9 protein-coding genes are annotated in these 15,508 nt (G+C 49.6%); 6 read left to right on the forward strand and 3 right to left on the reverse strand.

Features of this window, described 5'->3' with window-relative positions; all coding sequences use genetic code 11:
* The first annotated feature begins 112 nt into the window (after positions 1 to 112).
* The 6 genes from glgB to ppiA all read left to right on the forward strand — a co-directional run bounded on the left by glgB (position 113) and on the right by ppiA (position 10,376).
* Positions 113 to 2,299 (forward strand): 1,4-alpha-glucan branching protein GlgB, encoded by a 2,187-nt coding sequence (gene glgB / locus RS889_RS01525; protein WP_315709094.1) that lies wholly within the window; start codon positions 113 to 115, stop codon positions 2,297 to 2,299.
* Positions 2,296 to 4,269, forward strand: a complete 1,974-nt coding sequence (glgX, locus tag RS889_RS01530) for a glycogen debranching protein GlgX (RefSeq protein ID WP_315709095.1) — start codon at positions 2,296 to 2,298, stop codon at positions 4,267 to 4,269. The genes glgB and glgX overlap by 4 nt, the downstream gene beginning before the upstream one ends.
* 13 nt (positions 4,270 to 4,282) lie before the next feature.
* Complete coding sequence (gene glgC / locus RS889_RS01535) at positions 4,283 to 5,566, forward strand: glucose-1-phosphate adenylyltransferase (protein WP_290180824.1); 1,284 nt, start codon at positions 4,283 to 4,285, stop codon at positions 5,564 to 5,566.
* A gap of 97 nt (positions 5,567 to 5,663) precedes the next feature.
* Positions 5,664 to 7,097: a glycogen synthase GlgA gene (gene glgA / locus RS889_RS01540; RefSeq protein ID WP_315709096.1), complete on the forward strand. Its 1,434-nt coding sequence runs from the start codon at positions 5,664 to 5,666 to the stop codon at positions 7,095 to 7,097.
* Positions 7,098 to 7,123: 26 nt separating this feature from the next.
* Positions 7,124 to 9,571, forward strand: coding sequence for a glycogen phosphorylase (gene glgP / locus RS889_RS01545; protein ID WP_315709097.1), 2,448 nt, complete (start codon positions 7,124 to 7,126; stop codon positions 9,569 to 9,571).
* Between the two features lie 226 nt (positions 9,572 to 9,797).
* A complete protein-coding gene (ppiA, locus tag RS889_RS01550) occupies positions 9,798 to 10,376 on the forward strand; it encodes a peptidylprolyl isomerase A (RefSeq protein ID WP_315709098.1) in 579 nt (192 codons plus the stop codon).
* A 36-nt stretch (positions 10,377 to 10,412) separates the two neighbouring features.
* Here the strand turns inward: ppiA and RS889_RS01555 are convergent, their stop codons facing one another.
* The 3 genes from RS889_RS01555 to RS889_RS01565 form a co-directional block, all read right to left on the reverse strand.
* Positions 10,413 to 11,537, reverse strand: coding sequence for a diguanylate cyclase (locus RS889_RS01555; RefSeq protein ID WP_315709099.1), 1,125 nt, complete (start codon positions 11,535 to 11,537; stop codon positions 10,413 to 10,415).
* Positions 11,538 to 12,571: 1,034 nt separating this feature from the next.
* Positions 12,572 to 13,834: a pectate lyase family protein gene (locus RS889_RS01560; protein WP_315709100.1), complete on the reverse strand. Its 1,263-nt coding sequence runs from the start codon at positions 13,832 to 13,834 to the stop codon at positions 12,572 to 12,574.
* 166 nt (positions 13,835 to 14,000) lie between these two features.
* A complete protein-coding gene (locus RS889_RS01565) occupies positions 14,001 to 15,134 on the reverse strand; it encodes a pectate lyase family protein (protein WP_315709101.1) in 1,134 nt (377 codons plus the stop codon).
* Between the last annotated feature and the right edge of the window lie 374 nt (positions 15,135 to 15,508).

Raw genomic sequence — 15,508 nt, forward strand, 5'->3', positions numbered from 1 at the left:
TCTTTTTTGTTACAGGGTTAAGAAATCATTATTCGGACAATAACACCAATATTATCATTTATCCCTTTAACATATTTAATGAATTCAGATGGTTAATTAGAGGATGGATACCATGTCAGGGTTTTCTGATCATCATGTAATTGATCTCCTTTTTTCCGGCCACTATGCCGATCCTTTTGCTGTGTTGGGTATGCACGAAACTGCTAATGGTCTGGAGGTACGGGCTTTGCTTCCTGATGCTAGCGACGTGCATGTCGTGGATGCCCGCAATGGGCACAATGTGGGACATCTGATCTGTCAGGATGAGCGTGGTTTTTTTTCCGCCGTAATCCCTCGCCGGAAAAAACGTTTTAGTTACCGTCTGTCAGTCATCTGGCGGAAGGAAACGTATCTGATTGACGATCCTTACCGTTTTGGTCCGTTGTTGCAGGATTTGGACATCTGGCTGCTGGCGGAAGGCCGTCATCTGCGCCCGTTTGAACGAATGGGCGTACATCCTGAAACACTGGATGGCGTGGAGGGTATGCGTTTTGCCGTGTGGGCACCCAATGCGCAACGGGTTTCGGTAGTAGGGAATTTCAATTTCTGGGATGGACGTCGTCATCCAATGCGCCTGCGTAGTGAGAATGGCATATGGGAACTGTTTCTCCCCGCAGTTCCTTTCGGCGAGCTTTACAAATACGAAATCATCGACTGTTACGGCAATGTATTGCTGAAGTCGGATCCTTATGCCTTTGAAGCGCAAATGCGCCCAGACACCGCTTCTCTGATCAGTCCTCTGCCGGAGAAGGTGGCATCCTCTGTGCAGCGTCAGCAGGCTAACGATCTGCAGGCACCCATCTCCATTTATGAGGTGCATCTGGGATCGTGGCGACGTCATACCGACAATAATTTCTGGCTCAGCTATCAGGAACTGGCCGAGCAACTGGTGCCTTATGTCAAAGAGATGGGGTTTACTCACGTTGAACTGATGCCGATCAATGAGCATCCGTTTGATGGTAGCTGGGGTTATCAGCCGCTGGGGTTATATGCACCAACCCGCCGTTTTGGTACGCCAGAAGCGTTTCAGATGCTGGTAAACACGTTTCATCAGGCGGGTATCAATGTGTTACTGGATTGGGTGCCGGGTCATTTCCCCTCGGATAGTTATGGGTTGTCCTGTTTCGATGGTACTTCACTGTATGAATATGCCGACCCACGGGAAGGTTACCATCAGGACTGGAATACACTGATTTATAACTATGGCCGCTATGAAGTGCGCAATTATCTGGCAGGTAACGCGCTTTACTGGACGGAACGCTACGGTATTGATGGCTTGCGCGTGGACGCGGTGGCATCGATGATTTACCGCGATTATAGCCGTCAGGAGGGCGAATGGGTGCCCAACTATTATGGCGGCAAGGAAAACCTGGAGGCGATTGCTTTTCTGCAATACACCAACCAGGTACTGGGTCAGAACTGTCCCGGAGTGATCACCGCTGCTGAGGAGTCGACGGATTATCCCGGCGTCACGTTACCGCCGGAGAATAACGGGTTGGGTTTCCACTACAAATGGAACATGGGCTGGATGCACGACACGCTGTCCTATATGCAGCTTGATCCGGTGCATCGTAAGTACCATCACGATCTACTGACTTTCGGCATGCTTTACGCTTACAGCGAAAATTTTATCCTACCGCTTTCTCACGATGAAGTGGTGCACGGCAAACATTCGTTGTTGGATCGTATGCCAGGTGACGCCTGGCAAAAGTTTGCCAATTTGCGTGCCTATTACGGTTTTATGTGGGCGTATCCCGGCAAGAAATTATTGTTCATGGGGGGGGAATTCGCCCAGGGCAATGAATGGAACTACGACACCAGTCTGGACTGGCATTTGCTGGACGAGCCGGAGGGCTGGCATAGCGGTGTGCAGCATCTGGTGCGAGATCTCAACCACTGTTATCGCCAGCATACGCCACTTTACCAGTGCGACTACCAGCCGCAGGGATTTGAGTGGGTGGTGGTGGATGACTGCGAAAATTCCGTTTTTGCTTTTATCCGGCGCGATGGAGAAGGTAAGGAGATGCTGATTGTCAGCAACTTTACGCCGGTGCCGCGCTATGGCTATCGTATTGGCATCAATCAGCCGGGCCCCTGGCGGGAAGTGCTGAATACGGATTCATGGTATTACCACGGCAGTAATCAGGGTAATGAAGGCGTTGTGCGCAGCGAATCGGTTGGAAGCCACACCCGTGCGCAATCACTGGTACTGACATTGCCGCCATTGGCCACCTTATATCTGGTCAGGGAGGGCGAGTGACGGTACTGCGAGAAGGTCATTCGACGCCGTTAGGATCGCACTTTGATGGTAACGGCGTCAATTTTGCCCTGTTTTCTGCCGGAGCGGAGCGGGTTGAACTGTGTGTGTTTGATGAACACCAGCGAGAACAACGGCTGCCGTTGACAGGGCGTACCGGGGATATCTGGCACGGTTATCTGCCGGGCGCCCTCCCGGGGTTGCGTTATGGTTTCCGGGTTGACGGCCCGTTTGATCCGCTGAATGGATTGCGTTTTAACCCGCACAAGCTGTTGCTCGATCCTCGAGCCAGACTGATGGATGGTCAGGTCGTGGATGATGAGATTCTGCATGGCGGCCATGAACGACGTGATGAACGTGACAGCGCCTGCGTTATGCCCAAATGCGTGGTGATTGACGACGATTATGACTGGCAGGATGACCGTTTTCCGCAAGTTCCCTGGGGGAAAACCGTGATTTACGAGGCCCATGTGCGCGGGTTGACCAAGCGGTATACGCAGATCCCTTCGGCAATTCGTGGCACCTATGCGGCACTGGCGCATCCGCTGATATTGGATTATCTGACCCACCTCGGCATTACCACACTAGAGCTGATGCCCATTCAGCAGCATGCCGATGAACCACGCCTGCAAGAGTTGGGACTACGTAATTACTGGGGTTATAACATGCTGCTGCCGTTCGCGGTGGATAACAGTCTGTCAGCCAGTGATGATCCGCTTAATGAGTTCCGTGAGGCGGTGCGGCTACTACATAACGCGGGTATCGAAGTGATTCTGGATGTGGTTTTCAATCACAGCGCAGAACTGGATATCTACGGCCCGACACTCTCGTTGCGCGGTATCGATAACGCCAGCTATTACTGGCTGAATCAGGACGGGACCTATAAAAACTGGACCGGTTGCGGCAATGTGATGCGCCTGGATCATCCGGCGGTTGTCGATTGGGTGATGGACTGTTTGATTTTCTGGCATGAAGAGTGCCATGTGGATGGTTTTCGTTTTGATCTGGCAACGGTTATGGGACGTATACCGGATTTCAGCACTTCCGCGCCATTATTTACTGTCCTGCAACAACATCATCGACTGCGAGGTTGCAAGTTGATTGCCGAACCGTGGGATATCGGTTGCGGCGGTTATCAGTTAGGAAAATTTCCACTGCTGTTTGCAGAATGGAATGATCGTTACCGCGATGATATGCGCCGTTTTTGGTTACACGGCACTCTGTCTCTGGGTGAGTTTGCCCGTCGTTTTGCCGCCTCCAGCGATGTATTTGAACATCATGGTCGAGAGCCTTGGGCCTCGATCAATATGCTTACCGCCCACGATGGTTTTACTTTGTGCGACCTGGTGAGCTTCAACCATAAACATAACGGAGCCAACGGCGAGCATAACCGGGACGGGGCCAACAGCAATTTCAGTTATAACCACGGGATCGAAGGGCTGGATGCGGATACAGAAACACAGCTCCGGCGGCGAGTCAGTCAGCAGGCATTGCTGACCACACTCTTGTTATCTCAGGGAACGCCGATGCTGTTGGCGGGCGACGAGTTTGGGCACAGCCAGCAAGGCAATAACAATGCCTACTGCCAGGATAATTTGATGACCTGGCTAGAGTGGCTGGATGCAGATAAAACATTGATTGCGTTCACTGCCGGGCTGATCAGTTTACGAAAATCGATCCCGGCATTGCAAAAGGAGTCGTGGTGGCGTGCTGACGAGAATGTCGTGCAGTGGCTGAATACACAGGGAGAGCCATTGACGCCGCACGAATGGGAACAAGGGGAGCACCGGATACAAATACAACTTTCCGAACGTTGGCTATTACTGATTAACGCTTGCCCGCAAGCATGCGACATGATCCTGCCGGAAGGCGAATGGCAGGTGTCCTCGCCGTTTGATGCAACAGAAAATCCGATTGATAACCGGATATGGCACGGAAAAGCGCATGCAGTGTGTGTTCTTGTGAAGAAGTGAAAAGGAGTCCGATATGGTTAGTGCTGAAAAAAATGATCCTATGATGCTTGCCCGACAGCTTCCACTAAAATCTGTAGCACTAATTCTGGCTGGTGGCCGGGGAACGAGACTGAAAGATTTAACTGCTCTGCGTGCCAAACCCGCGGTTCATTTCGGAGGGAAATACCGGATTATTGATTTCGCTCTGTCAAACTGCCTGAATTCTGGTATTCGGCGCATTGGGGTGATTACGCAGTACCAATCTCATACTCTGGTACAGCATATCCAACGTGGCTGGTCGTTCCTCAATGCGGAGATGAACGAGTTTGTCGATTTATTGCCCGCACAGCAACGGCATGATGGGAATGATCAATGGTATCGCGGTACTGCCGATGCCGTCTGCCATAACCTGGATATTATCCGGCGCTATCGGGCCGAATATGTGGTGATTTTGGCCGGCGATCATATCTACAAAATGGATTATTCACGCATGCTGCTTGACCACGTAGAGAAAGGCGCGGAATGCTCGGTGGCCTGCCTGCCAGTGCCGCTGAACGAAGCCAGCGCATTCGGCATTGTGAGTGTGGATAAAGATGACCGTATTGTCAGTTTTGCCGAAAAGCCGAAACAACCGACGCCTATGCCGGGTCATCCAGACAAGGTGCTGGCGAGCATGGGCATTTATGTTTTTAATGCGGAGTTTCTCTATCGGCGCCTTGAAGAGGACGTGTGTCAGTCGGATTCCAGTCATGACTTTGGCAAAGACCTGATCCCGAAAATTGTCGAACAGGGCCTGGCTTGGGCACATCCTTTTTCCCTTTCCTGTGTTACTTCCAATGAGAATGCACCGCCGTACTGGCGGGATGTTGGCACGCTGGAAGCCTATTGGCGTGCGAATCTTGATCTGGCTTCGGTAATGCCGGAGTTGGATATGTATGACCACAACTGGCCGATGCGCTCGGCGATGGATGCCATGCCTCCCGCCAAGTTTGTGCAGGATCGTTCAGGCAGTCACGGATTGACCATGAATTCTCTGGTGTCAGGTGGTTGTATTGTCTCTGGCTCGGTGGTGACGCACTCCGTTTTGTTCCCGCGAGTGCGAGTGAATTCATTTTGTAGCATCGACTCTTCGGTGTTACTGCCAGACGTCACGATAGGACGTTCCTGCCGCTTGCATCGCTGTATTATTGACCGGGCCTGTGAAATTCCGGAAGGCATGATCATTGGTGAAAACGCAGAGGAGGACATCCGGCGTTTTTATCGATCTGATGAGGGCATCGTGCTGGTAACACGAGCGATGTTGGCAAAACTGAAATAGTTTACCGTTAGCGTGGCGGATAAACCCGGATGGTGTGGATAGGTCTGTGATGTGATCCAATACGAACAATAAAGCGGATGCTCAAACGGGAGTAATAATGCGGGTATTACATGTATGTTCTGAATTGTTCCCGTTGTTGAAAACGGGGGGGCTGGCAGATGTCGTTGGCGCGTTGCCTACGGCACAGATTGAGGCTGGTATGGATGTACGGGTACTGTTGCCCGCATTTCCCGATCTGAAAAAAGGCATACCTGACACTCAGGTGGTCCGTGAACTGGATACATTTGCCGGGCATGTGACGGTGCGCTATGGGCATTTTAATGGTGTAGGCATTTATCTTATTGATGTACCACATCTTTATGCCCGTGCCGGCAGCCCTTATCATGATACGTCGCTGTATGCTTATACTGATAACTATCTGCGTTTTGCCTTGCTGGGCTGGATAGGCGCGGAAATGGCTTGTGGCATTGATCCATTCTGGCGACCAGATATTGTTCATGCTCATGATTGGCATGCAGGATTGACCTGCGCTTATCTGGCGGCGCGTGGGCACCCGGCAAAATCGGTGTTTACCGTCCATAACCTGGCGTATCAGGGATTGTTTGAGGCCCGGCATATGTCGGAGCTGAATTTGCCGATGGAGTACTTTCATGTTTATGGTCTGGAGTTTTACGGACAGATTTCGTACCTGAAGGCGGGGCTGTACTATGCCGATCATGTCACTACCGTCAGCCCGACTTACGCCCATGAAATTACCCAGGCAGAATATGGCTACGGGATGGAAGGATTACTGAAAGCCCGGGAAGAGGAAGGCCGCCTTTCCGGTATTCTCAACGGTGTGGACGATATGATATGGAATCCGGCCCACGACCCGTTACTGATCAGTACGTATGACCGCGATGTACTGTCGCGAAAAGCGGAAAACAAGCAACATCTGCAAACGGCTATGGGATTGACGGTCGATGACAAAATACCGGTTTTTGCCATTGTCAGTCGTCTTACCAACCAGAAAGGTCTGGATATTGCATTGGAAACCGTGCCCGAATTGCTGGATCAGGGCGGGCAACTGGTGGTTCTGGGGGCGGGAGATGCCATCTTGCAGGAAAGCTTTCTGGCGGCGGCGGCGGAATATCATGGCCGGGTCGGTGTCCAGATTGGTTATCACGAAGCATTTTCGCACCGCATTATTGGCGGCGCGGATGTCATTATGGTTCCTAGTCGGTTTGAACCCTGTGGTTTAACCCAGCTCTACGGCCTGAAATACGGTACGTTACCGCTGGTGCGCCGCACGGGAGGACTGGCAGATACGGTAGCGGACTGCTCGCTGGAAAATCTGGCCGATGGCCTGGCGAGTGGATTTGTCTTCAGCGATTGCAATGCAGCATCGCTGGCGCGGGCGATTCGTCGGGTTTTTGTATTATGGTCGCGTCCATCGCTGTGGCGATATGTACAACGTCAGGCGATGGCGATGGATTTTAGCTGGCAGGTCTCTGCTCAGGCCTATCGTGCGCTTTATCAACGTCTGTGGTAGTCACGCATCAGTGGGAAAGGAATATTATGAACTCTCCGTTTATTTATAATTCACCAACACTCAGTGTTGAAGCGCTGAAACACTCTATCGCTTACAAACTCATGTTTACCGTCGGTAAAGACCCCAGCATTGCTAATAAGCACGACTGGTTGAATGCGACATTGTTGGCGGTGCGCGATCGGATGGTAGAACGCTGGTTACGTTCCAATCGGGCTCAACTGTCCCAGGATGTCCGGCAGGTTTATTATCTGTCGATGGAGTTTTTGTTAGGGAGAACCCTATCTAACGCACTGCTGGCGATGGGGCAATATGACGACTTGAAAGCCGCCCTGGATGCCATGGGATTGGACCTGGATGAGCTGCTGGAGGAGGAGTATGACCCAGGACTGGGGAACGGTGGTCTCGGGCGTCTGGCTGCCTGTTTTCTGGATTCGATGGCGACCATGGCACTGCCGGGGCGCGGCTATGGTATTCGCTATGAATACGGTATGTTCAAGCAGAATATTGTTAATGGTCGTCAGGCCGAGTCGCCGGATTACTGGCTGGAATACGGTAACGCCTGGGAGTTTGTGCGCCATAGCACGCGTTATAAAGTGCGTTTTGGCGGACGTCTTCAGCAGGAAGGCAGCAAAGTCCGCTGGCTGGAAACGGAAGAAATTGTTGCCTGTGCCTATGACCAGATTATCCCCGGTTATGATACCGATGCCACTAACACCTTGCGGTTGTGGGCCGCGCAGGCCAGTAACGAAATCAACCTGGGTAAATTCAATCAGGGCGACTACTTCGCGGCGGTGGAAGATAAAAATCACTCGGAAAATGTGTCTCGTGTACTTTATCCGGATGATTCCACCTATTCTGGCCGTGAGCTACGTTTACGCCAGGAGTATTTTCTGGTTTCGGCGACAGTGCAGGATATTCTCATCCGTCACTGGATGATGCACAAAACCTATGACAATCTGGCTGAAAAATTTGCCATCCATCTGAATGATACGCACCCGGTGCTGGCTATTCCGGAGTTGATGCGCCTGTTGCTTGATGAGCATAAATTCAAATGGGATGCCGCATGGGAGATAGTGACCAAAGTCTTCTCCTACACCAACCACACCCTGATGAGCGAAGCGCTGGAAACCTGGCCGGTGGATATGCTAGGTAAAATCCTGCCGCGTCATCTGCAACTGATTTTCGAAATTAATGAACAGTTTCTGGATGATGTACAGGCACGTTATCCTGATGATAATGAATTATTGGCTCGCGTCTCCGTCATTGATGAAACGCATGGGCGGCAAGTGCGCATGGCCTGGCTGGCAGTCATCTGTTGTCACAAGGTCAATGGCGTCTCCCAGTTACATTCTGATCTGATGGTGCACTCGCTGTTTGCGGATTTTGCCCGGCTTTTTCCGGACCGTTTCTGCAACAAAACCAATGGTGTCACGCCACGTCGCTGGCTGGCGCTTTCCAATCCGGCTCTGTCCAAAGTGTTGGATGACTCTATTGGACAAACCTGGCGTACTGACCTTAGTCAATTGGACGATTTGAAACAGCATATTGACTATCCGGCTTTTATTCAGAAAGTGCGCAAGGCCAAGCTGGATAACAAGAAGCGGTTGGCGATTTATGTGGCAGAGCATATGAATGTTGTGATTGATCCGAATGCGCTGTTTGATGTGCAGATCAAACGCATTCACGAATACAAACGGCAATTGCTAAATGTATTACACCTGATCACGCTATATAACCGTATCAAAGATGACATGGACACGGAGCGTGTTCCGCGTGTGGCTATTTTTGCCGGTAAAGCGGCGTCGGCATACTACAGTGCTAAACACATTATCAATCTGATCAATGATGTAGCGAAAGTGGTCAATAATGACCCATTGGTGCAGGATAAACTGAAGATCATTTTTATCCCTAACTACGGTGTCAGTCTGGCACAGATTATCATTCCAGCAGCGGATCTTTCGGAGCAGATTTCGCTGGCGGGTACGGAAGCATCCGGTACCAGCAATATGAAATTTGCACTTAACGGCGCACTGACAATTGGTACGTTGGATGGTGCCAACGTGGAGATGCTGGAGCATGTGGGCGAAGATAATATTTTTATTTTCGGTAACACGGCTGAGCAGGTGGAGGAGTTGCGCCGCAATGGCTACAACCCACGGATTTACTATGATCGTGATGCAGAGTTACATCGGACACTGACCCAAATTGCCACCGGCGTTTTCAGCCCTGATGAACCGCATCGCTATGCTGACCTGTTCGATTCACTGGTGAACTTCGGTGATCACTACCAGTTACTGGCGGATTACCGCAGCTATGTGGACACACAGGACAAGGTGGATGAGTTGTATGGCGATGAGGAGGAATGGACGCGTCGTACACTGCATAATATTGCCAATATGGGGTATTTCTCTTCGGATCGCACCATCCAGGAATATGCTGACGAAATCTGGCATATCAAGCCGATTAAGCTGTAGTTTCTTATCATGGAAATTATCCCCCGCGAAAGCGGGGGATAATTTATATTGGTGATCCATTTGTCATATTCCTGATTTTTACGGTTTACCACATCGATAAGTAGCCACTTTCTCTATAGCCTGGTTCTCGATACTTCGTAAAAAAAGGTAAATGGGTAGCGCTGGAGTATAGGGCTATTTACAATCATTACGCTTTCAGTGCTTGGCTCTCAAAAAGGAATTCTTCATGTCAAAACGTATACTGGCAGCGGTCGCAACGGTTCTTTCTTTAACCGCATTCTCGCCCGCGTTTGCTGCAACCCCTACCTCTACTTATGTGCTGCTTACTACGTCAGCCGGGAACATTGAATTGGCGCTGGACGATCAAAAAGCCCCAGTTTCGGTGAAAAACTTCGTGGATTATGTGAATAGCGGATTCTATAACGGCACAACGTTCCACCGTGTTATCCCTGGTTTTATGATTCAAGGCGGGGGATTTGACAGCAATATGAAACCGAAGGCGGTTAATCCGGCGATTAAAAACGAAGCGGATAACGGTTTGCGCAACCTGCGGGGTACGATCGCTATGGCGCGCACTGCTGAGAAAGACAGTGCTACCAGTCAGTTCTTTATCAATGTTGCAGATAACGCTTTTCTGGATCATGGTCAGCGCGATTTCGGTTATGCAGTATTTGGCAAGGTAGTAAAAGGGATGGATGTGGCGGATAAGATTTCTCAGATGCAAACCGAAAATGTCGGTCCTTATCAGAATGTTCCCACCAAGCCGATTGTCATTCAGTCGGCAAAAGTTTTAAAAAATAAGTAACTAGTGACTCTGGCAGGAAGTTCGCTTCCTGCCTGGTCAGGGCGGTGTGGCAATATTTAATTTTTGATCTTCAATCAGCATATGCTGGGCGATGACCTCGTAAACGATATAGTGGAATAGTTCTATGCTACCGATCTGCCCTTGTTGACAGCACGCTATCATCTCGTCAACTTGTGCTAGCAGCTTATTGTGTATAACGGCGTGTGATGCTGCCATCGGATGCTGTTTGTCCCACAGAAACGACTCCTCATCCTGCATGTGTCGTCTAATGTCATCAGCCAGTCTGCTGGCATACTCAACCAATACCTCCGGCGAGGATTTTTGCAAAATCAGTTGCAGGAAATTATTAGCCTTATCAAAAAGTAAACGGTGCTGCATGTCTATTTCCGCGTAACCCGTTTCGTAGGTGCTGCGCCAGGTCAGTGTAACCAGATGAGCGTCTTGCCTGTTTATATCGTTCTCTTCTGCCGTTTCAAGAGTTTCCAGCTCCACTCGGTTACGTCCATTGGCTTTTGCCCGGTAAAGTGCGGCATCAGCCCGCCCAAGCCAATCTGACCAGCTGTCTGTCGATTGACCGATGGCGATGCCAATGCTGGCTGTTATCTGAATCGAGTTGGGGAAGATCTGTGTTTCCAGCGAGGAAAGAATGCGTTCCGCTGTTTCTATGGCGCCAGCCAGTCCGGTGGATGGCAATATTGCCACGAACTCTTCACCTCCCCAGCGCCCCAGTACATCTGTTGTCCGCAACGATTGCCAGGCCGTATTCACAAAGCCGCATAGTATGGTATCTCCAGCCGCATGCCCGAATTTGTCATTGATCTTTTTAAAATTATCCAGGTCGATCATCAACAGGGATACCGGGTGCCCGTAACGCTCCAACCGAGCCATTTCCTGCTGGGCGATTTCCTGAATGCGGATGCGGTTCCAGCATCCGGTCAGATTATCTTGTCTCACCATCAGACTATTCAGATGATCTGACCGATCTTTTGCCATCATCATCATCCCGTTGACCACAAACATCAGCGTAAGGATATTGGAAAAATTAAAAATGAACTGATGAAACGAGTTGTTGAGCAAGCCATATTGTTGATTATTCTGAATGATGGTGGCTACCAACCGCCCGACCAGCGCCAGTAGATTGATACCTAAACCTAACACCATCAGATTTCTTCCCCTTGAAGGCTGCGAGGCGTCCTGAGATAGGAGGTAGTAGATAATAGTTGCGCTTTGTATAAAAGAAACCGCGGCATTAATTAGCAGCCGTAAATATATACTTTCTATAACCAGACTGAATGCTATCAGAATGAAAAGAATAGGTCCCCAGAGCACCCAGGGTGAGACTTTTCGTTTTTGAAAGCGAATGACGGAGAGTAAAAGCAGAGAATAACCCGCTGTTACGATGGTATTGGCGAGCACAATAGAAATAACATCAGGAACGTGGTGTCGAAGCAGCAACAAAGATAAGCCGCAGGCAAAAAAAATCATAGACCAGAAACAAATCTCGAGCCCTTGATCATTCTGGCTGTGAACAAACCAGCGCACGCAGATGGCGAGAATAAGACAGATGGCAATGAGCATCATAAACATAGTTGGGATATCAACTTTCATCCGTCACCTCAAAGTGAAAATCAAAAAATACTGTTATTAACCTGCGCACGTTATGAAATATTGAGATGGTGTGCTCATCGGTAATTATGCTGAATGTCCCGTCACATCAAGGGATGCTGGTTATGCTCTGAAATTCATCGTGATGCTGTTATCGACTGAAGGATCTGGCACCAGAACAGAGACAGCAGATCGTGTCGCCTTTGATCAAACTCGGCAACATAAGTGTGTGGTTGGTATTAGACCCGTTGTTTGTGTCTGTTAAACCATATGATGTGATTCAGGCTAACGTTTTTATCGGCATATATTGGCATGTCTGTACTGTTTGCCAATAGTTTAATGTCAATATCTGGTGTAAAAGATGTAATCTTGCTGAAAATGTATGGCTTTTACAGTAAAAATGCATATCTGGTGCTGGCGTGATATTGGTGGAAAGCTGGCATGATACATCTGATTGATAATATTTTTTAAGCTCCAGATATCTGAGCATAGCGCACCGAAGGGCACTTTCCCTGATAGCTGAACATTGCCAGCCTCAGGGGAAACCATGAATGGTTCCCCTGGTTGTACTCAGGTATGGTGAATAGGCATTATTCCAGTGCTTTTGCCATGGTTTGCAGCCATTCGTCTACATTACTGGATGGTACTGTCAGTGTGCGTTTAGTGGCGGAGGCAGTGGGATAGCCGCCGACATCATCCTGGCTGTCGATAAAAGAACCCGTGCGCTTCTGGAAGTTACTGATAATGCGTTTATCTACCGCATCGCGATCCAGCGGACGAGCCCCCACCTTTTGCGTGACCTGATTGACTACGGAACCGGAACGGATGGCGGTCAGCCCGGTAGGCCAGACCGGCGCGGATTTCAGCAGGCTGATGCCAGTGCCAGAGGTCTGGGCCACAGCGTTCCCCGCAGTATCATAAGCCAGGTTATCGCTCATCCAGACATTACCCCCTGTGGTATTGCTGCCGACCAATGACAGACCGGATTGGGTGTTTTTACCGTGATACATCACGTTACCTACGATGGCGACTTTTGGCTTATCGGGCAGAGTACGTCCTTCCCACTCACTTTGTATCGCCCCCATCCGAATGGCCCATTTGCCGGGATTATAGATCAGGTTATTGACGATAACGCCAGTGGCGTTGCCCTTAAACCAGGGATTGCGTTCGTTATTCTGGGCATAGAGGTTGCCGATAATGGCGGCATTGGTCACGTTATCATGAACCAGTGTTCCCATGGAGTGGATGCCCTTGGAATGGCTGGAGTCATAAAGGCCTTCGGCGATGATATTGTTTGAAAAGGTAACATTATGGGCCGTACCTGACTGACCATCGTAACGGGGGCCGGAAACCGACAGGTTTTCGTCAGTTCCCCAGGCGAAACTGCAATGATCGACCACGACGTTATAGGCGTTGGGGCCATAAAGAGAGACGTCTTTTTCAAAACCGCTCTTCTTGGCGTGACCTGCGTCACCAATGCGGAAGCGGATGTGTTGCATCAGTACATCGTGCGTTGAAATGGACATACCGCCGCGGATCAGCGTGATGCCTGGTGATGGCGCGGTTTGACCAGCAATCGTCACAAAGGGTTCTGTTAGTTTCAGGTCATATTCATCCAGATCAATGATTCCACCGACTTCGAAAACAATAATACGCGCGCCTTTTGTGGCCAGTGCTGTACGCAGTGAGCCCGTACCGGTGGAGGCGAGAGTGGTGACACGGATAATCTTGCCGCCGCTGCCAGCCACAGTATCGGTACCAAATCCTTTTAAGTCAGGCGCTGCGGTTGTTGCAGCGTTAGCCGCCAACACGCAAGTGCCAAATAATACAGCAAATAAAAGATTACATTTCATCGCTGTTTACTCCAATGTAGTGTTTTTTCATAAAAAATGAGCGAGCCGACATCGCTCGCTCAGGTCACATCTGTTCGTTGTCTGCCCAGATAAAAGCATCGTATTCACAGCGTCAGTTGTGTAATGTTCTCTGCCGCCATGAGATCAATTCCGGGCGGGGAACGGTTTAGTTACAGGCTGAGCTGGTCAAGGTTTCCAGGTTCTTACTGACACCGGCATAGTTAGCCAGTTTGTTTTTTACGCACTGGGCGCTGACCGGGCTATAGCTGTAAGGAATGCTGGATGGGTAGGCCTCCGTGGTAGTCCAGTCGTCCGCATTTACATAAGCTTTGGTATCGGCAGTCCAGGTAATGTTGTAGGTAGTGAAGTCGGCAGGTTTGGTAATGTTGTTGTTACGTAGATCCCACTTACCGAAATTGGAGCCATCATAACGGGACGTTACCGGGTTCACTGCATTTTCAAACCAGTTGCTTTCGATTAGCGCATGGCCGTTTTGACGCACGTTCAGACCTGAACTGGTAATACCTGTATACAGGTTGTTGTAGGCATGCACCAGACCGCCACGTTGCAGTGGTAAACGTGCATTCACATCGCTGTAAATATTGTGGTGATAGGTGATGTTACGACCGGTATCGCTGGAACTGGAGCCATCAAGACCGACTTTCTTGATGCCATGAATGTAGTTATAGGAAACGGTGACATAAGTAGACGCTTTCTTGATATCTACCGCGGATTCAAACGTGGTGTCTCCATCAGGCGTGCCGTCACATTCATGGTTTTGAGCGAAAATTTCATTGTGATCAATCCAGACATTGGGTGAGGCATCCACGCGGATCGCATCACCATCACTGGCTCCGCCCGGCATATAGCCCATACGCATGTTCTGTACTACGACATCAGAGGATTTGACGATCCAAATCCCGAAGTTGGCAGAAGAACCATTGGCACCAATGATGGTCAGACCCTTGGTGAAATTCTTGACTTCTACACCGCGGGCATCTTTGCTCCACTGACCGCAGATATTGGCGGCAGCAGCATTGATCAGCGAGTCTTCGTTACCGGTGTAGGTGATGATTAGCGGATAGGCACCGGTTGAGACTTTCTTGCCAGCGGCGTCGTATCGGGCGGCCGCAATGATATCGATAATATCTTGCATGGATGATGCCGTTTTACTGACGGCACCGGTAACGTTACCGCCAGCGGTGGTGGCATAACCACCGGTTGCTGTACTTGCGGCAAAGACGGGTTGGCATAATGCTAACAACAGCCCTGCAGTTATAGGTTTCAGTAATGCTCTCATGAATAGTGTTCCTATTTTTTCCAAAGGTATTTTCGGGCATTTATCGTTCCACATGCCCTTGAGGTAGGTTGTTTCGGCACGAAATAGGTAAGTAGAACCGAAGCATGCTGACCAACCACACTCAGTTTTAGCCTAAAAAAGGAACAATTCAATAATTAAAACGATGTTTTACTATGTGTTTTGATGTTAATTTTCAGAGATTTGATGGGCGTCACTTTTATTGGACGGATGTCTTAAATACCCAAGACGCTAATTGTAAAAATTAAGTTTAATTTAATAGTTACATTTTTGTCTTATCTGTACAGATGGTCATGATTCTGGGTTGGTGTCAGGATGTTTTTACTGAAAAATCTGCGCTGATTCCTTTTTCTTTG

The sequence above is a fragment of the Brenneria uluponensis genome, from assembly GCF_032395385.1.
Lineage (GTDB): Bacteria > Pseudomonadota > Gammaproteobacteria > Enterobacterales > Enterobacteriaceae > Prodigiosinella > Prodigiosinella aquatilis.